Consider the following 18,707-nt stretch of genomic DNA (forward strand, 5'->3'; position numbering starts at 1 on the left):
AAGTCATACCATCAGCGCGTGCCAATTTTAATCGGTACGCGCTGCTTCACTAAATACATGGGGTGAAAATGACGAAATAGAGGGTAGGGCTGATATCAAAATTTGAGGAAGTGGATACATATTACCTGCTTGGATTAAATGCTGGATTGAAGCTGCTCGGGTGGGTGACGCAGGAGCAGGTTTTGGGGTTGTCGCTACAGAAATCCGCAAAATGTCTACGGGCACCAAGGAAGCAACAGGGCGTATTGAACAATCCTTGCAAGCCGTCAGACAACCAGTGTATAAGATGGGTGGTTACATGTATGAATTTGAATGAGTTGAATGAACAGAGTTACACAGAACTAGAGGATTATTGGGTGCGTGTATTTCTAAATGTAGTACAAGATCAGGATAAGGAGAACTGGGTGATTCCTTATTACAATACATCCTTTTCTAATGGTCAGAAAGTCATGGATATGAACCCCATTTTTTCGGCTAAATCAAAAATAAGTCATAAATCCATCAGAATCATTCAAGAAACGGTTAATGAAGAGGATGACGTTCACTATTGGTTAGATACAAATGGGAAAAACGAATTGGTTATTATTTGTTCCTTATCACAGCAACATGTGCACAAGGTAAAAGGGATCATTGAACGCTGGATTTATGAATGAGAGTCATTATCCATAATCGAAACTTTTCCGATATAATAGGGAAGAGAAGCCATAGAACAGATACTACCTCAGAGAGGTGATTCACAATGACCGTTGATATTCTCCTACGTAATAATATAAAAGTGCTAGGCACAGGTAGCCAGACGATTGTGTTTGCTCACGGCTTTGGATGCGACCAGGATATGTGGCGTTATATCGTCCCTAGCTTTATCGACAACTACCAAATCGTCTTATTTGATTATGTTGGTTCGGGAGATTCTCAAATAAAGTACTATGATTCCCAAAAATACAGTGACTTGCAAGGGTATGCCCAGGATGTGCTGGATATTATGGAAGCGTTAGACTTAAGAAATACCATATTCGTCGGACACTCCGTTAGCAGCATGATCGGAATGCTCGCATCGATCCGCAGCCCTCAATATTTTGAACGCATTGTCATGCTCGGTCCTTCTCCACGCTATGTGAATGACCTGCCTTCTTATTATGGGGGCTTCGATAAGAGTGATATTGATGAATTACTGGATATGATGCAAATGAACTTTATTGGCTGGGCTAGTTACATGGCGCCCATTGCTATGCAGAATCCCGAGCGAGGGGACTTAACCGAAGAATTGGAAAAGGCATTTTGTTCAAGAGATCCTCATATTGCACGGCAATTCGCAGAGGTTACATTTTTTTCAGATTGCCGTGTTGATCTTCAGCATGCTTCGGTTCCTACACTTATTCTCCAGTGCTCAGATGATAGTATTGCTCCGATTGAGGTAGGGGACTATTTGCATACCCATCTTAGAAATAGCAGACTTCAGCAGATGAGAGCAAAGGGGCATTATCCTCATTTAAGCCAACCAGGAGAAACGAGCGATTTAATCAAAGAATATTTAGCTAGTGTGTAATATCGAAAGAAAGGCAGTCATTTAATGGATATTCAATTAGATAAAGCTCCCTGTGGATACTTTTCAATTTCGGACGCTGGGATCATTCAATCGGTAAACCAAACTTTATTGGACATGCTTCTTTATGAACGCGATCAATTGCTCGGATGGCCGATTGAAATAACAATGTCTGTTACCAACAAGCTATTTTTTCATACTTATTTTTATCCATACATCCAGTTGTACGGGCGTGTCGATGAGATGTACTTTTCGTTTCGCACAAGTGATCGACAGGATGTGCCTGTACTTCTAAACGGAATTCGCCAGGAACGAAATGGAGAAGCAGTGATTGACTGTGTAGTGCTTGTGATGCGTAAGCGTATTGAACACGAAAAAGATATACTACAGACCAAAACCAAGCTTCAGGAATTATATCAGGCGACGAATGAAGCCAACCAGAAGCTTGAACGGTTGCACGAAGAATATGAAATCAAGCAGCAGGAATTAGTGAGGATCAATCTCCAGCTAGAAACGATGGCATCAACCGACCCGTTAACTGGGCTAAAGAATAGAAGATATTTTCAAGATCAATTACTAATCATCCTAGCCTCTTTTCAAGAGACTGGAATACCTTTTTCGCTGCTGCTCATTGATATTGATCATTTCAAAAGCATTAACGACACTTATGGTCATCCGGTGGGCGACCTGGTGCTCACTCATCTGGCAGAATTACTACAATCCATTTCACGGAATGTTGATATTGTCGCTCGTTACGGTGGCGAGGAATTTGTAATTATCCTTCCCGGCAACGATCAACAGGAAGCCATTCGTACAGCAGAAAGATACCGCTCCATGACGGCTTCAAGGGATTGGGGAGAATACAGCATTACTGTGAGTATCGGTGTGGCAACGGTTACGCAAGCGGATACGGAACAATCGATAGTTCATCAAGCGGATTTGGCACTGTATGCTTCTAAGAGTGGCGGGAGAAACCAAGTCACGCATTCAGCAAGTCTCGTAAAGAAATAAATGAGGCTTCAATAACCGCATGAAGAGTTGGGGAGTGATAAACATGGGGGAAGCGTACAAGCTGGACTGTGATACCTGTGCTTATACTAAGAACATATTTGTAGGGTTTGGTTTTTCATATATGAGTTTGGAATCCATTGCTTCGTTTGTACAGGATACTGTCCTTAAACGACGTATTGGGGAATTCATAGGCAACCCTTCGACGAGATATGATGCTTATGACGCTATGTATGTGTGTCCTGCCTGTCAGGCCATCCGTAATGAATTGTTTATTGAGATGAAATCGGACTCATCACAGTATAAAATTTCTTATGCTTGTCCTAGATGCGCGAGTGTTATGGAGCAGGAACACATTGAAAACAATGTGCCTGTTCATTTAAGTTGCCCAGCATGTGAGAAGGGCAAATTGAAAGCAACGTTTTATATGGATTGGGATTAATAGATTCCCCGGATATCTTCACAGCATACTCCAATAAGTCTGGTCAAATCGTTCAAATTCAGCTAATATTAATGATAACGATTCTCATTTGAATCATCAAAATGAATGAAAACCTTTGAGGTGGACGCTTGTGAATTCAAATTCGTTATCATTAATATATCAGCATTATTTGGAAAAAACTCCGTTTAGAAAACAAAACGAGCATACGTATATGATGTTACCGGAAGCAGGTGACGGACATATCTACAGAGTTACGACTTACAGCGGTATCGAGATTGTGTATTCGCATATCCAATATCACGAGCCTTACCAGACGAACTTTGCTTCCAAAGGACAAATGATTGAACTTCAATTTGCACTTTCGGGTCAACGTCATGTGAATATAGCTGGTCTGGACTACACGCTCCCGATAGGGTGGGGTGCTCTTATTTTTTTACAGGATTTCAAAGCACGTTTTCATCCTCCGATTAACGAACAATACCAATCCTTTGCACTTGGCATTCCTGTTTCGTTGTTTAATTATGCGGCTTCACAGTTGGCGGCTCGTCGCCAGGTAGCTATTGAATTTAAACAAATTCTGAAGGGTGCTGCGTTCCATCACCTTAGTTTTGAGCTGGATCACAGAAGTATAGTGATGATTGAACATTTGATCAAAGATTTGAAAAGTGTGCATAGATCGCCTTTATTAATGGAAGCAGCGGCACTAGAGATTTTGAATAGGTTTATGATTCAATTATTTGATTTAACTCCCATGCCCGAAGGCTTATCTAAAGAAGATGTCAGAAAGTTGCATATGGCTCGGCAAATCCTTGAATCCAGCATGATTGATCCTCCTTCACTGATCGCATTATCCAAAAGAATTGGATTAAACGATTTTAAATTAAAAAAAGGATTCAAAGCATGTTTTGGAACGACTGTATTTGAATATTTGCGCCAAATTCGTCTTGATTATGCGATGAAGCTGCTTAGAAGCCAGGAAAGCAATGTAACAGAAGCTGCGATGGCTGTAGGATACAGTAATGTGAGTGCATTTTCAGAGCAATTTTTTCGGGAATACGGAGTGAAACCATCATCTTTGAAGAAAGTATTTTAAAAATTCTGTTTTGACCATTTTAAAAAAATATCAAGGTAACAAAAAGCTGGAACCCTGTATAGATAGGATTCCAGACTTTTTATTTGGTGCTTATTTCACGAAAGTTTCAATGCCATCTGTATTGATGGTTGAAGTATGGGTACGAGACGCTTCTTCAATATTTTTGAATGCCCAGTAATCTGTTGGTACATCCTTCCATGTAGCCTGAATGGTTCCTTCCAGGGGTCCTCGTTTTAAGATCGTGTTCAAAATGGTAACCGTTTCTACTCGTGTTATATATTTATTGGGTTGGAAGCTGTTATCGTTATAGCCGGTAATCCATCCTGCATTAGCTAACGCTACAATGGAATCCCTTGCCCAATGCTTTTCGATATCGGTATAAGGAGACGCTGTGGTTTGCGTTCCTTTAAGCTGCTTCCAGGATGCGAGTATTGCTGCCATTTCTGCACCGGTAATGGGTTGCTCTGGTCGAAATGTTCCATCTGCATATCCATTCATAAGGTGCTGTGTCGTAAGTGCTATAATCGAATCCTTTGCCCAATACGTGCTAGGTACATCTTTGTATGTCGTTGAGCCTTCTTTTGTCTCCAACTTCATAATCCTAGCCATCATCGCGGCGGTTTCAGCTCGTGTAATTGACTGGTCCGGTCGGAATGTACCATCCTGATAACCCGTTATATATTTTTCATGCGCAACCTCGGATTGCTCTACTGGCATGATTTCCGCAGTCGGTAAAACCGTTGAAGAAGCCGATGGTGATGAAGATGCGGTTGTTTCACTTGAAGAAGATGAGTCACTGCTATCCGCGTTATCCTTCTTATCTTTTTTATTGCTACTGCTGCTGTCGTTATTGCTAATATCACCCGTGCCTGCATTTCCATTTACATTTACAACCTGTATATAGGCATCAGAGGTGCTCGGCGCGAATCGAGCATCCCCACTGTATATAGCAGTAATTGCGTGACTTCCCACACTTAAGTTGCTTGTAGTGTAGTACGCATTGGCATAGCCATTCGAAATGCCCACTGGCTCCATCGTCAGCGTATCTAATATATTCGTGCCGTCCATAAGGATGACCGTTCCGGTTAAATCGCCCGAAGTTTGTGGGTTTGAGGTTGTCCTCAAGCTAAACCTTACTTCCTGACCTTGATTAGACGGATTCAGCGAACTCAATATTGTAGTTACTGTAGGTCTCAGTGAAGGTGTAGGCGCAGATGCATTTACGACCTGAATGTATGGCTCAGATGTACTGGGGGCAAATCGAGCATCCCCACTATATATAGCAGTAATTGGGTGACTTCCCACACTTAAATCGCTTGTGGTGTAGGTCGCAGTGGCATATCCATTCGCAATGCCATTTGGCCTCATCGTCAGCGTATCTAATATATCCGTACCGTCCATAAGGATAACCGAGCCGGTTAAATCTTTCGTAATTTGTGGGGTTGAGATGGTTTTGATGCTAAACGTTACGGATTGACCTTGTTTAGAAGGATTTGTCCAACTCGTTACCGTGGTTTCAGTAGCATACACCGCATCCGTTACACTAGGTGCTGGTGAGGAGGTTGCATACACAGTACTCTCGGAAAAACTCCATGTCCAGGTTCCAAATAAGACGATAACAGCAAGATAAGATAAACAAAAAGACTTGATTTTACTCATAAATTTCCTCCATAAAATTCCGGTGTCACGATGAACTGACTAAATCCTCCATGATGACTAACCTACTAATATAATTTTCTTTCTTACATTACTGATTTACTATACTAAATGCCTCTGAACCAATTCTGAACCAAATCGACAAAAACCGCGTGCTCAATTCACATCGCTAGAAGGGGATCACGATTTGCGAGCTTTTCCGTAATTTCTCAGAGCAAATGCGAAAAGGGTCAACCAGAAAAAACTGGTTGACCTCATAATATGAATGACAGTTTAGCGTGATATTTTGGAAAGAATTATTCCGTTAGTATTTAAATTTGACCGTCAGATCCTGTAATTTCTGTGACATATCCGACAAGGTCGTTGCCAGGCTGGTGATCTGCTGCATCGAAGCTAGCTGCTCCTCTGCAGACGCTGCAATATTCTGCGAGTTGTCCGCCGCTTGAAGCGCCAGACTCGATACGTTTTCTCCGCTTGCTGAAATTTCCTGGACACTTGCGGTTATTTGCTCCGTGATGCTCGCGAGCTCTTCCGTTTGCTGTGCGATATGATTGGTGGACGTCACAATTTTGTTAAACTGCTGCTCCGTCTCATTAGCAATTTTAATGCCGGAGTCGACATCCTGTTTTACGCGTTCCATGGTCCGAAGCGAATGCTCCATATCTTTGCGCATATTCTGAATCAACTCAGAAATCTGCCCAGAAGACTGGTTCGATTGTTCGGCCAGTTTTCTTACCTCTGAAGCAACTACGGAGAAACCGCGGCCTTCTTCGCCTGCACGGGCAGCCTCAATCGAAGCATTTAAGGCAAGCAGATTGGTCTGCTGTGCGATATCCGTAATGGCATGCAGCATCGTGTCGATCTGTTGAGTACGTTCATCCAGCATCCTCATAACCGCATCGGTTTCATTGACGGAATGGTTAATCAAGTCCATTTGCTTCACCGTATGTTGTACAGCAGTACCGCCAAGGCTCGCCATTTCCATCGCGTCTGCAGACGATTCAGCAATAGTCAAGGAGCTATCCGTGATCCGCTGCATGCCTATTGAAATTTCTTCAAGCGAGCTGGTTGTCTTCTGGAGCATCAGTTGCTGCTCCTTCGCACCGGCCGCCGATTCTTGAATCGCGATGGTGATATGCTCGGTTGCCTGCCCAGTATGCTCTGCACCAAGGGTTAATTCTTTCGAGGAAGCTGCTACCTGCTTTGTGGACAGGTTTACTTCACCGATCAAATATCTAATATTTTTAATCATATGATTGAAATCCTGTGCCAGCTCGCCAACCTCATCTTTTGAATTCATTTTGACTTCTTCGACCGTTAAATCACCGTCCGCAACTGAGTTAAGCCGCTTTGCAATCATGATAATAGGCTTCGTAAAACGTCCCGAAACAAAGCTTACGATAATTGCTCCCAGAATAACTGCAATAGTCGTAATAATCAGGACAATATAAAGGACCTTGGTCGCCCCGCTGTTAAATTCGTTAAAATATGCTCCAGAACCGATGATCCATCCCCAATAAGGATCCCTTTCAACGTACGAAATTTTCGTCTCCACTTGATCTGTACCAGGTAAAGCCCATTTATAAGTGACGAATCCACCGCCGTTTGTACCGGCTTCTACAAACTCTTTTCCCACATGCACACCGTCTTCCGATACGGCATTTATTAAATCCTGGCCTTCATTTGAAGGGTTCATCACTGAAACGGCATCTTGGTTGACTGCCCACGGATAACCTGTTTTACCTACAGTATATTTAATCTTTACCGGTCTTTTGTTATTAGCATCTTTTACACCGAGCAGCTCGATGCGCAGTTTTTCCTGTGCTTCTTCCAATGTTAAATTACCGGCTTCGACTTGCCCATTGAGGAAACTAATCATACCAATTACCATTTGCACACTATTCTTAAGTGCTACTTTGCCTGATTCATTCATTTCATTCTTGGAAACAACATAAGAACTGATTCCAATCACGAATGTGGGTACAATTAAAATAATCAAGCACATTATGGTTAACTTCGTTCTTAACGATCTTACCTTCATGATTGATCCTATTTTTGTTTTCACTGAGATTTCCCCCTTAGACATCGATATACAGACTCAACCCACAGCTACGCTAATTACTAAAGGCAAAAGACTGTACATCATATATCGTAATAACATGCCAGGAAATGAAGCCCTTCCATCCAGTCAGCGATGAAGAGACCGATGTAGTTCATTTCACAACGAAAGAGCGACTCTATAATTAACGACGCCCATTGGGCCATAGAATGCAGGCCATTTTTTACTGTCTGAAGACTGGCTGCTGTTTTATACGCAAAATTAAATCCGTTTAACCGCAAATTTATCCGTCTATAGGCAGTAGCGTTTTGGTATGCTCCGTATACTTCTGCATAGAGAGAATCTTTAACAGAGGAGTGTGCGAGGATGAATAGAATAAAAGGGAGCATCTTTTTCAGTGTATTTGTGGCTATGCTAGGGCTCATGCTCATTGCTCCAATTATGCCGCCCCTTATTCGTGAATTAGGCTTAAGAGAAAGCCATTCCGGATTAATTATATCGCTTGGTTCTATAACGATGGCCTTAATGGCTCCAGTATGGGGAAATCTAAGTGATGCAAAGGGACGCAAGCCGGTGATTCTGCTTGGTTTCATAGGGATGTGTGTAAGCTGCCTGTTGTTTACACTTACTCTTTTTGCAGGATTAAATGGTTGGCTCAGTGGGGGGCTGCTGTTAGTCCTGCTGATTGTTACACGCGGCTTAATTGGTGGCTTTATCCCGGCGGTGTTGTCATCGTCCCAAGCTTATATGGGAGATGTAACGGAAGGAGAAGAGCGTGGAAGTGGTATGGCTATTATTAGTGCGGCGAATGGGCTTGGGCTGGTATTTGGTCCCGCGATTGCAGGTGCCTTTACTTTAATAGGGCTGTTATGGCCCTTATATTTTGGAATTGTCATTGCCGCTGTTGCATTCGTGGTGTCTCTGCTGGCGATTCCGGCGGCCCAGCCCGTTATTCAGCAAAAACCCGCTCGAATTAACCCCCTCCAGCCAGGTCTAAGAATGTATTTGTTTGCAGGCTTGGTTACGATGATAAGTATTGTGACTATTCAGGTTATAGGTGGTTTTTATTTTCAAGATCAGTTAGGTCTTACATCCGAAGAAACAGCAAGAGTCGTGTCCTTTGGACTTATGTTCTCCGGGGCAGCGATGCTGATTGTGCAGATCATCCAGATGAAATGGCTTAAATGGCAGCCTAAGCCGATGATTTTACTTGGTTCTCTATTCCTGATTGCTGGAATGGCATTATTTCTGATTTCAGCCAGCTTGGTCGTTTACTATGCAGCGTTCTTTATGTTTGGCATAGGCACAGGCTTACTGATGCCCGGTTTTATGGCAGGTGCTTCGCTTTCAGTCAGTCAAGAGCAGCAAGGGGGAGCAGCGGGGCTGGTAGCTGCGGTACAGGGAATTTCCGCGATCATTGCTCCTATTTTGACGACCACCTTGTATCGAGTGGACAAATATATTCCCTTTACGCTTATAGCAGTCTTGGTAGCTGTTATGGCTGTTATTATGTGGGTAGTGAGAAAAAGAAACGGGAATAGTGAGCCTGTTCCTCATAAGGCAAAATAAATAAAAGATTGGTTAGATGAATCCATAGGCTTCCGGGGTATACTCACCGGAAGCCTATATCTATTATAATAAGTTATAAGAAATTTCAGGAAAATCAGAAGGAAGTGGGGGGCTTATGGAAATCCAGCAAAAATGGGTGGCACTAAACAAAAGATATAGTTTGTACGCACCCAGTCCCGAGGCTGTACAAGCCATGTACCAATTGAAGGAAGAGCTTGAGGGCTTAGAAAGCGAGCAGGCTGCCAGAATTTTGACAGAGTTGTATCTTCACCTGCATCAATACGAAGAGGCGCTAGAGGTTTTTATGTCCGTCATGAACCGGAAAAATAAAGCAGATTTGAAGAAACAGTGGAGTATTCAAGAGATGATTAATAGCCCGATTCGACTGCCGGTGATTAAGCCTTTAATCAAAGTAGCCAAGCGCAAGAAAACTTCCGATCTCCCTGTGTTTACTTATCATCAAGACCCTGTACGCACTCAGATCCTTAAATCAGGCTTTTTGAAAACGTGTTCCTGTTGTGGACGGCAGACCGATATCTGGTACGCGGGTCCCTTTTATACAGCATTATCTTATGAGGCGATCTGTCCTTGGTGTATTGCGAATGGTAGCGCTGCGAGCATGCTACAGGGAACATTTCATGACCCTGCTTGCTGTGCACAATTGGAGGAACCAAAGCTGGATGAGCTACTGCATCGGACTCCCGGTTATGAGGCATGGCAGACCGCCGCGTGGCTGGATCACTGTGATGACTACTGTGTTTTTATAGATTTTGTGGGCTGGTAGGAGCTTGTCAGTAGAGGGATAGAAAATGATGTCAACCTGATGTTTATGCCTATTCTGGCTTTGTATAATGAAGAAGAGGCTAAGAGTCGAATACGGGAAAGCATGAAACGTGACGGATCGTTCCGGGGTTATTTATTTCAGTGCAGGCATTGTAAGGAATACCTCTTATATGCGGACTATGACTGAATCCAAGTGAATTTCCTGAGGTGAATGAGAAGGTGAAACCCAATTTAGGGGTGGTTCTAATAAGGAGGAGTTCATAAAATTGGAGGAATGCAGATGGGTTGGGAGTATGGGATTAAGGTCGCAGATGTTAAGGATATTAAAGCGCTAATGGAACGCTTAGCTGAAGCATTGCCTAGGATTGAGGGATATCGGATGCAAAGGGATGAGGATGGTTTTGTTCTGCTTCAGAATAATTCTGATTGGCCTGAAGCGCTTCAGATTTCAGTGGAAGAGGCAAGAAATATTGAAGGGTTAGAAGATGATGAACCTTATATCTATTGTCTATTTCATATTGGCGGCGGAGATGCGATAAGGTTGAGGGAAGGAATGTGTAGGGCACTGGAAGAAGAGAAATGCGCTGCGGATTGGTTCGAGTTGTAGCCGAAGAGAGGAGTAAGAGAGAGTGACTAAGAAAGGAAAAACAGAGATTCAGACACTAATCTATCGCTATAGTGGTCCAAGAGCCAATATTGGATATACTTTTGAACCGCTGCGCTATGGGGATACAGATGAGCCAAAGCTGGAGGAGATGATCTTCATCTACGCAGATGACTTTGATATCGTGCTGTCTGTGTTAAAGTCCAAATACCCACTTGTCGATCCTGACACGGGGGAAACGTATGAGGCTTTTGATGCCTGCTGGGATAATCCGATTCAGGCGTCGGTATGGCATGAAATATTAACAGAATTGGATGCTTGGCCTGCCAAGGAGCCAGAATTACGCATATTTATCGATTCCTTTACAGCATGGGTCAGAGCGCATTTGAAGCAAGCAGATGGTATTATCGTGACCGGAAATCTGTAGAGGAAGGCAATGCACTGCAATCCGTATTTTCGCTGCCCCTCGCTTCGAGGGGCAACTGGAAAGCGAGCTGCTGGGTCAAATGCCTCGTTCTTTACATTGCATGCGACAGGCTCCTTATGGCAACTGGATTATTGACGTTGCTTCCGAATCCGGAGTAACTTTTGCTCCAATTTGGTATCACCCATAAATTTGCTGACAGATACAGCAAGCTGATATTGAATGGTCCCCATATTGTTAGCGGCAGGTTGAAGAACCCCTTTTATTGTTTGCCATAACGAAGTAGCCTGTCGGCTTTTTGCTCCAAAATGCATGATGATATGGATACAGGCTGTGATTATATTGCGGCCAAGTCCGTACAGGAACCATTCTTTTTCCTTAGTAATAAGCGGAATGATGGTTGCCATCGTTTCCCAAGCTTCATCCCATCGTCCTGTTTCAATGAGCTTTTCTGCCAAGCTGGATGCAGTAGAACAGTAGTTACTAGAATTTTCTTCTATTTTCTCCATTTCAGCCAGCTTTTTGAGGGCTTCAATTTCACCTTCTGGATGGTTGCGCCATCTCTCATGATAAACGAGTGTCCGCAAATTTTCTTTGTCCCAATCCGTCTGCTCTCTGATCCACAAATCAATAAATAATGATAGGTATACATCTTCCCCGAGTTCACTCGCGATATTGATGCAATCTTCAAGATCAGCTGTATCTTTGCTGAATAAATATGTTTCCAAAATCAACGCAGGGTCAAACCCGGCATATGTATCAAAATTGGCCTTCTTGGCCTGCTGGAACAAAACTTGGTCCTGCTCACGCTCATATTTTTGCAGTAAAAAAACGGCGTAGTATAGAGCATCGCCAATCCCCTGAAAACTGTTCGTTTCCCTATCTATAATCTCATTAACGAGCAGCCTTCTCACAATCGGTTCGTAATGCGGGGAATCTCGATCCTCACGATTATACATAGCCAAAAGCACCTTCAAGCGATTGGTATAATTGGCATCACTTTTTCCATATTCCTCACTGTGTTGCTCCAAATAGTCAACCTTCGAAAAATCGGCGTGATCACTTATTAGAATCTGCAGCATTTCATCATAGGGTGCGATCATCTGATCCAGCAGCTTTCTGTAGTTCGTTTCCATTACTGTAATTCTCCTTTCACTGATCGGCTTAATACTACAATCCATATGTACAAAAAACAAGAGTTTTCCTTTTGAGTACTGCGCTGTCACACGTACATATTTTTCTAATAGACCCATTTTAAGATTCGATATGAGGGATGGACATTCAACACCTGTAAATCAAGCATACAACATGCAGGGATACAACATTGCGCACAACTAATGGAAGCGTTTTAATTTGAGTATAGAAACACAAAAGAAGATCTCAGGGAGGACATAAGATGCTAAAAGTGAAAGCGCTTAGATGTGAACATGTAAACAATCCGATTGGACTGGGTTGTCTAAAGCCTCGATTAAGTTGGCAAATTGAATCTGACAACATATACGTTTTCCAAAAACGCTTCCAATTGCAGGTAGCCATAAATCCCGCTTTTGAACCGCTGCTCTGGAATCATTTTTCCTATTCGGAACAATCCATTTTGTTTCCCTATGAAGGTCCTCCACTCGAATCAGGACAAAGATATTATTACCGGGTAAAAGTATGGGCTCAGGGAGCGGGTGACACCGAACCCGAGGAATCGGAATGGAGTGAGATTGGCTTTTGGGAAATGGGGCTGCTCCATGAGCAGGACTGGAAGGCACAATGGATTACAGTGCAGGAGCGAAGCATCCATGAAAAGTTTCAGACAAGAGCCCCTTTTGCTGCTTCCAAGTGTTTTTCAGTTGAGGGAAAAGTGAAAAAAGCAGTCATTTATGCCACAAGCCTTGGTCTGTATGAGCTGGAGCTCAATGGACAAAGAGTAGGCGATGCCTACTTTACCCCGGGATGGACAGATTATAACGATCGTGTTCAGGTGCAAGCCTATGATGTGACTTCTACCGTTCGAGAACAACATAACCGCATCACAGCCACGGTGGGAGAAGGCTGGTACAGCGGCTATCTAGGCTGGCAAAAGCGCAAGGATACCTACGGGAACACGAATGCTTTGCTATTTCAAATGAAGATTAGCTATGAAGATGGCCGTTCAGAACTCATTTGCTCTGATTCTTCCTGGGAGGAAACGAGCTGTGCCATTTTGATGTCAGATATTTATAACGGCGAAATCTATGATGCTCGACTGGAGCAGCAGGCAGCCGAACATCGCTTCTTGAACGAACGGAAAATGATGCAGGTCGCCCCGTTTCCGTTAAGTCATCTGGTTGCTCAGGAGAACGAGCCTGTCCGTGTAATGAACCGATTAAAGCCTGTTGAACTGATTTGGACTCCTAAAGGCGAACTAGTACTTAACTTGGGTCAAAATATGGTAGGCTGGCTGGAATTTAAAGTGGAAGCCCCCGAAGGTACGGTTCTGAATCTGGTTCATGGTGAAGTACTGGATCAGCAAGGGAACTTTTACCGAGATAATATTCGTGATGCAGCGCAGCAGATTACGTACATTTGCAGCGGCAAGGGGACGGAGATATTTAGGCCGCATTTCACTTTTCAAGGCTTCCAGTATGTGAAGCTTGAGGGCTTTCCGGCTGGCGTAGCCATTGAAGATTTTACAGGCGTTGTTTTGCATTCAGACATGGCGACAATTGGCTTGTTCGAGACATCCGATCCAAAGCTGAACCAACTCCAGCACAATATTGTATGGGGACAAAAAGGGAACTTCCTGGATGTGCCGACCGATTGCCCGCAGCGTGATGAGCGATTAGGCTGGACCGGCGATGCACAGATTTTTGCCAGAACGGCCAGCTTCAATATGAATAGTGCTTCCTTCTTTCGAAAGTGGCTGAAAGATTTGGCTTACAACCAGCTGGAGAATGGGGCTGTGCCTTTTGTCGTGCCGGATGTCCTCAAAGGAACCTTTGCAGACAATATGGACCAAACGACAGCCGCATGGGGAGATGCAGCAGTTATATGTCCGTGGACGATCTATCAATGTTATGGGGATAAGCAAATTCTAGCTCAGCAGTATGACAGTATGAAAGCATGGGTCGATTATATTCGTGCCCAGGGGACCGAGGAACATTTGTGGGATACTGGTTTGCAGCTGGGAGACTGGCTGGCGCTGGATAGCGAGGAAGGAAGCTATTTTGGAGCGACCGATGGAACGTTGGTAGCGACTGCATACTTTGCGTATTCGACTCATATCTTGGCGCAGACCGCCAAACTGCTGAATCGCTATACCGATTACAACACTTATCAAAGCTTGCATGAGGGGATTAGAAGCGCTTTTGCGAACCGTTATTTTGATGACGCTGGCAAACTGACTTCTAATACCCAGACTGCACAGGTTGTGGCTTTGCACTTCGGATTGGTACCAGAAAAATATAAAAAGCAAGTGGTTCAGGAGCTCGTACGGCTGATAGAAAAAAATGATATGCATCTGGATACTGGCTTTGTAGGCACACCCTATCTATGCCTGGTTTTATCCGACAATGGCTATACAGATATAGCTTATAAAATTTTATTTCAGAAAGATTATCCTTCTTGGCTCTATCAGGTTGAACGGGGAGCAACGACCATGTGGGAGCATTGGGACAGTATCAAAGTGGACGGCTCGTTCTGGAGCACCGATATGAACTCGTTCAATCACTATTCGTACGGTTCAGTTGGAGACTTTATGTACCAAAATATTGCCGGTATCGATGTGCTTGAAGCGGGCTACAAAAAGTCACGGTTAGCACCCAAACCGCCTGTTAATCTTACTTCGGCCCATGGCAAGCTGGAGACACCTTATGGTGAGGTTGCTGTCCATTGGGAAATCGTGAATGAAGAAATGCGGATGACGGTTCACGTACCACATAATACGACAGCTGAGATTACGCTTCCGGGCGTTCTAGAGCCAGATGCATTACAACAGACCATTACTAAGCAATACCCGTCGATTCAGTATCCGCCTGGTAATGTGCCACAAGAGCTGGCCGGGAAATCAGGTTCTCCCGGAGAACAGGCGATTTTCGAACTGAGTGGAGATCATGAATTGACGTTTACCGTCGGATCTGGACAGTATACGTTCCAGTACAAATACAACCAGAGGCTAAATAACATAGACTAGAGGTGAGAAGCTTGATGAATATTAAAAACAAAATATGGTTTAAAACAGCATTGTTGTCCATTTCCTTAGTCCTGACATCAGCGAGTGCTATTTCAGCTATCATCCCGATGATGCTGAACCAATTACCGGGAGTCTCCAGTTCACTGATTGAAAGCATAGTTACAATCCCATCTTTCTCGATGATGCTGTTTGTGCTGTTGAGTGGCCCGATCTCTTCCCGCTTGGGTAAAAAAAATACAGTCCTGCTAGGACTTTTGCTCGTGGTCATCGGCGGAATACTTCCTATGCTCACTACGAACATTACATGGATTCTCGCGTTGCGTTTGGTGCTAGGTGCAGGTCTGGGGATGTTCAATTCGCTGGCTGTCAGTTTAATTAGTGATTTTTTTGAAGGGGATGAACGTGCTCAATTGGTAGGTTTTCAAAGCGCTGTACAAGGGCTCGGAAGCAGCTTGGCTACCTTTGTGGCAGGACAGCTTGCCCTAATCGACTGGCCGTTTGCCTTTTTGTGCTATGCGATCACGATTCCTATCGCACTGTTGTTCTTTTTTATCATTCCTGAACCAGAGCGTGAGGAGCCTACAGTGAGCACGACAGGAACGGGCCAAAAGAGTGGGGGAATGTCCCTACCTGTACTTGGATTAGGGGCTGCACTTTTCCTGTTTATGACCTTTATCATGATTGTGTATACCAAAACAGGTATTATGATTGCTGAAAAGAGTATGCCTAACGCAGGGTTTTTAGGGACCGCTTTGACGCTGTTCTCCTTATCAACTATGATTGCAGGCTTCTTGTTCGGTAGAATATATAAATGGTTCAGAAATTACGCACCTTTTATCTCCAGTTTATTAACAGCGACAGGTTTTGTCCTGCTGTGGTTTGCTCAGAATGTGACCATGGTTACGGTTGCCATGCTGATCATTGGCTTTAGCTTTGCGCTGTTTATTCCTTATATTTTTACGATACTAACTAAAATCGTACCTAAAGGCAGTGAGACGATATCTATTTCGATTGCAATGGTAGGCTCCAATTTGGGAGCGTTTGCTTCGCCTTATGTTATCAAGTTAGTTGGGGTGTTGTCTGGGAATGAAACTGCCTCATTTTCCTTTCTCGTCTCTGCGATTGTATTTATGATTGCTGCGCTCCTCTGTCTGGGAATCGCTATTAGAGGAAAGGGAAGCAAAACACAGACGGCAGTTCACAGTTAATGGGAGTCTGAAGGAGGAGTCTGTGTTTATGAACCTTCATGAGTTGGATCAGTTGCTGAGAAGTAAAACTGAAATTGAACTTTTACAACAGCAAAACAATCAAGTGATTAATGATCTCTCCAAAGAATCGGAAAATGAGCGATTTTTTGATATAAATCAGAATATGTATCGAATGCCTGCTTTATTTTTCTTCGGAGAACATGATATTTATATTAGCAAGCACAACAGGTTTGCTCCGATGCTGGAGCACATGCATGAATTTATTGAGTTAAACTATGTTTACTCAGGTAAGTGCAACCAAATCATAGCGGGTAAAGAAATTGAGCTTTGTGAAGGCCAAGTGTGTGTCCTCGATAAGGATGTACCGCACAGCATCGCACCTTTGGGAGAAAACGATATACTGATTAATATCCTCCTGCAAAGAGAAACGATTTCATCCCTATTTCTACAGCGGCTATCTAAGAAAAAAAGTTTGATCGGCGAGTTTCTTGCCAATTCAGTCCTCCAGCATCAGCATCATAATCACTTTATTATTTTTGAGTCACAGCATAATGAAAACCTTCAATATATATTGCGTAGAATCTTGATCGAATATTTTTCCAGGCAAGAGGATTCAATGGAGCTGGTCAAGGCTTATTTGTCCATTGTATTTGGGGAATTGGTCCGTGTATTGGAAAGCGAGCATAATATTCACTTAAACCAGCAGGAAAGTAATATTACTTCTATTCTGAATTACATGGAAGAGCATTATCAGCATTTAAGCCTCCAGCAATTATCTACTCATTTTAATTACAATAGTACGTATTTAAGTAATAAGTTGAAAAAAGTAACCGGTCTTACTTACACGCAGCTTATTGCCAACATTAAACTTAATGCGGCCTATTCTTTGGTAGTCAATACCAACCTGCCATTCGAAATGATCTTTAAGCAGGTCGGATATAACAGCATGAGTTTTTTCTATAAAAAATTTAAAACAGCGTATGGTGCCACCCCGCAGAATATCCGAAACAAACAAATGAGGAAATGAAGGATACACAAGGACGTCCAATTCTAATGGGCGTCTATATTTGTTATAATATCGGCAAATTCATAAGCGGATGTTTAATAGGGAGGATACATTTTGGAAGCGGTATTAAGACGGCACTGGCCGGAGTGGGACGGGACACTACAGAGACGAACCGGAGGTTGGAATAATACGACGTATTTTGTTAAGAGCGGTGGGCGAAGTGGGGTACTGCGCATCTACGATACACACAGGGATCGGAACAAAATAGAATTTGAGCATGCGGTTTTGCAGGAACTGAGCAGGCATTCTCTATCATTCAGGGTTCCAATGCCAATCCGAACGATTACGGGAGAGACACTTGCACAGGTTGAGAAGGATAGTGGAAAATATGTGTGTCTGTTCGAATACATAGAAGGCACATCCCCATCGGAGCAGGATCCTAGCTTTGCCCATTCTTTTGGCGAGGCAGCTGGTGAATTGTCTGCCGTGCTTGCAACACTTAATCTTGATATGACCCCAGTCTATCGGCCGTATTATGCTTTGCAGCAATCCTATCCATTATGTAGCCCGGAAGTAATCCAAGGCTTTTGTTTAAACCCGCCGGAGCCTCTCAAGAATTTACATGAAGAGCTGCGCCTGATAGGAAAAGTATATGAAGAGATTACAAATTCGCTTCGTGCATTGGAAGAGTTGCCGCATCAGTTTGTACATGGAGATTTGAACGCTTCCAATTTGTTGGTAAAGGATTCTGACCCTAGTCAGGTGGCTGCACTGCTTGATTTTGAATTTTGTACGCTGGACGTTCGGGTCATGGATCCGGCGGTCATTTTATCAGGATTTTTGGGACAACCGGAGGAAACGACAGCTGTTCGTGATTTTTGCCGGGGCTTCAGCCGTCAAGTTCGTTTAAGCCAATCCGAGGTTGACGCTTTGCCTGTGTTAATGCTGCTTAGGAAGGTAGACGTTTTTCTTCATTTTATGAGTCGCTTTCTGGAAGGAACAGATCAGCCACACGTGCTGCAAGAACAGGTTAAACAGATCACGGCCGACTTGCTCCAACTGTCTACTAGCAGTAGCTGGATTCAGGAGGAGTTGGTCCAAGCTGGAACAATGTATGAATAAACGAGCTACATGCCGTGTTATGTTATAATTT

15 protein-coding genes and 2 pseudogenes are annotated in these 18,707 nt (G+C 43.5%); 14 read left to right on the forward strand and 3 right to left on the reverse strand.

The genetic code is table 11. From position 1 onward, the window contains the following. Positions 1-125 precede the first annotated feature (125 nt). From ACWA2B_RS24085 to ACWA2B_RS24110, 6 genes and pseudogenes are all read left to right on the forward strand, one after another. Positions 126-289: pseudogene (locus ACWA2B_RS24085) on the forward strand (methyl-accepting chemotaxis protein); the annotation flags it as partial. A 13-nt stretch (positions 290-302) separates the two neighbouring features. Continuing rightward, positions 303-653, forward strand: a complete 351-nt coding sequence (locus ACWA2B_RS24090) for a hypothetical protein (RefSeq protein WP_029515501.1) — start codon at positions 303-305, stop codon at positions 651-653. 86 nt (positions 654-739) lie between these two features. After that, a complete protein-coding gene (locus ACWA2B_RS24095) occupies positions 740-1,546 on the forward strand; it encodes an alpha/beta fold hydrolase (RefSeq protein ID WP_069010507.1) in 807 nt (268 codons plus the stop codon). Positions 1,547-1,570: 24 nt separating this feature from the next. Beyond that, positions 1,571-2,554 (forward strand): sensor domain-containing diguanylate cyclase, encoded by a 984-nt coding sequence (locus ACWA2B_RS24100; protein WP_340886109.1) that lies wholly within the window; start codon positions 1,571-1,573, stop codon positions 2,552-2,554. Positions 2,555-2,597: 43 nt separating this feature from the next. Continuing rightward, positions 2,598-2,993 (forward strand): hypothetical protein, encoded by a 396-nt coding sequence (locus ACWA2B_RS24105; RefSeq protein WP_340886107.1) that lies wholly within the window; start codon positions 2,598-2,600, stop codon positions 2,991-2,993. Positions 2,994-3,123: 130 nt separating this feature from the next. Beyond that, positions 3,124-4,086 (forward strand): helix-turn-helix domain-containing protein, encoded by a 963-nt coding sequence (locus tag ACWA2B_RS24110; RefSeq protein ID WP_165149763.1) that lies wholly within the window; start codon positions 3,124-3,126, stop codon positions 4,084-4,086. Between the two features lie 90 nt (positions 4,087-4,176). Here ACWA2B_RS24110 and ACWA2B_RS24115 read toward each other — a convergent pair whose 3' ends face one another. Both ACWA2B_RS24115 and ACWA2B_RS24120 read right to left on the reverse strand, forming a co-directional pair. Further along, on the reverse strand, positions 4,177-5,745 hold the full coding sequence (locus ACWA2B_RS24115; RefSeq protein ID WP_449292684.1) for an S-layer homology domain-containing protein: 1,569 nt from the start codon (positions 5,743-5,745) through the stop codon (positions 4,177-4,179). Positions 5,746-6,046: 301 nt separating this feature from the next. After that, the gene (locus ACWA2B_RS24120; RefSeq protein ID WP_029515495.1) at positions 6,047-7,807 is read right to left on the reverse strand and encodes a methyl-accepting chemotaxis protein; all 1,761 of its coding nucleotides are present in this window, start codon (positions 7,805-7,807) and stop codon (positions 6,047-6,049) included. Positions 7,808-8,167: 360 nt separating this feature from the next. On the opposite strand from ACWA2B_RS24120, the gene ACWA2B_RS24125 reads away from it, so the two are divergent. The 4 genes and pseudogenes from ACWA2B_RS24125 to ACWA2B_RS24140 all read left to right on the forward strand — a co-directional run bounded on the left by ACWA2B_RS24125 (position 8,168) and on the right by ACWA2B_RS24140 (position 11,184). Then, positions 8,168-9,370: an MFS transporter gene (locus ACWA2B_RS24125; protein ID WP_029515494.1), complete on the forward strand. Its 1,203-nt coding sequence runs from the start codon at positions 8,168-8,170 to the stop codon at positions 9,368-9,370. Between the two features lie 364 nt (positions 9,371-9,734). Continuing rightward, positions 9,735-10,340: pseudogene (locus ACWA2B_RS24130) on the forward strand (CbrC family protein). Between the two features lie 93 nt (positions 10,341-10,433). After that, positions 10,434-10,760 carry a hypothetical protein gene (locus tag ACWA2B_RS24135; RefSeq protein WP_165149765.1) on the forward strand — a complete coding sequence of 109 codons (327 nt, stop codon included), beginning with the start codon at positions 10,434-10,436 and terminating at the stop codon, positions 10,758-10,760. A 22-nt stretch (positions 10,761-10,782) separates the two neighbouring features. Beyond that, on the forward strand, positions 10,783-11,184 hold the full coding sequence (locus ACWA2B_RS24140) for a hypothetical protein (protein WP_029515491.1): 402 nt from the start codon (positions 10,783-10,785) through the stop codon (positions 11,182-11,184). Between the two features lie 128 nt (positions 11,185-11,312). Here ACWA2B_RS24140 and ACWA2B_RS24145 read toward each other — a convergent pair whose 3' ends face one another. Then, a complete protein-coding gene (locus ACWA2B_RS24145; protein ID WP_340932806.1) occupies positions 11,313-12,317 on the reverse strand; it encodes a hypothetical protein in 1,005 nt (334 codons plus the stop codon). Between the two features lie 260 nt (positions 12,318-12,577). On the opposite strand from ACWA2B_RS24145, the gene ACWA2B_RS24150 reads away from it, so the two are divergent. The 4 genes from ACWA2B_RS24150 (at position 12,578) to ACWA2B_RS24165 (ending at position 18,676) form a co-directional block, all read left to right on the forward strand. Then, complete coding sequence (locus ACWA2B_RS24150; RefSeq protein WP_449292685.1) at positions 12,578-15,340, forward strand: family 78 glycoside hydrolase catalytic domain; 2,763 nt, start codon at positions 12,578-12,580, stop codon at positions 15,338-15,340. Positions 15,341-15,354: 14 nt separating this feature from the next. Further along, on the forward strand, positions 15,355-16,548 hold the full coding sequence (locus ACWA2B_RS24155; RefSeq protein ID WP_029515488.1) for an MFS transporter: 1,194 nt from the start codon (positions 15,355-15,357) through the stop codon (positions 16,546-16,548). 28 nt (positions 16,549-16,576) lie between these two features. Then, positions 16,577-17,575 (forward strand): AraC family transcriptional regulator, encoded by a 999-nt coding sequence (locus ACWA2B_RS24160; protein ID WP_029515487.1) that lies wholly within the window; start codon positions 16,577-16,579, stop codon positions 17,573-17,575. Between the two features lie 93 nt (positions 17,576-17,668). Beyond that, a complete protein-coding gene (locus tag ACWA2B_RS24165) occupies positions 17,669-18,676 on the forward strand; it encodes a phosphotransferase enzyme family protein (RefSeq protein ID WP_449292686.1) in 1,008 nt (335 codons plus the stop codon). The last annotated feature ends 31 nt before the right edge of the window (positions 18,677-18,707 follow it).

The sequence above is a fragment of the Paenibacillus sp. CMM36 genome (assembly GCF_053570945.1).

What these genes read in the sequence shown, in the direction of transcription:
- ACWA2B_RS24160 (WP_029515487.1), top strand. Translation starts at nt 16,577, where the DNA reads ATGAACCTTCATGAGTTGGATCAGTTGCTGAGAAGTAAAACTGAAATT.
- ACWA2B_RS24145 (WP_340932806.1), bottom strand. Translation starts at nt 12,317, where the DNA reads ATGGAAACGAACTACAGAAAGCTGCTGGATCAGATGATCGCACCCTAT.
- ACWA2B_RS24090 (WP_029515501.1), top strand. Translation starts at nt 303, where the DNA reads ATGAATTTGAATGAGTTGAATGAACAGAGTTACACAGAACTAGAGGAT.
- ACWA2B_RS24095 (WP_069010507.1), top strand. Translation starts at nt 740, where the DNA reads ATGACCGTTGATATTCTCCTACGTAATAATATAAAAGTGCTAGGCACA.
- ACWA2B_RS24135 (WP_165149765.1), top strand. Translation starts at nt 10,434, where the DNA reads ATGGGTTGGGAGTATGGGATTAAGGTCGCAGATGTTAAGGATATTAAA.
- ACWA2B_RS24115 (WP_449292684.1), bottom strand. Translation starts at nt 5,745, where the DNA reads ATGAGTAAAATCAAGTCTTTTTGTTTATCTTATCTTGCTGTTATCGTC.
- ACWA2B_RS24150 (WP_449292685.1), top strand. Translation starts at nt 12,578, where the DNA reads ATGCTAAAAGTGAAAGCGCTTAGATGTGAACATGTAAACAATCCGATT.
- ACWA2B_RS24155 (WP_029515488.1), top strand. Translation starts at nt 15,355, where the DNA reads ATGAATATTAAAAACAAAATATGGTTTAAAACAGCATTGTTGTCCATT.
- ACWA2B_RS24100 (WP_340886109.1), top strand. Translation starts at nt 1,571, where the DNA reads ATGGATATTCAATTAGATAAAGCTCCCTGTGGATACTTTTCAATTTCG.
- ACWA2B_RS24125 (WP_029515494.1), top strand. Translation starts at nt 8,168, where the DNA reads ATGAATAGAATAAAAGGGAGCATCTTTTTCAGTGTATTTGTGGCTATG.
- ACWA2B_RS24105 (WP_340886107.1), top strand. Translation starts at nt 2,598, where the DNA reads ATGGGGGAAGCGTACAAGCTGGACTGTGATACCTGTGCTTATACTAAG.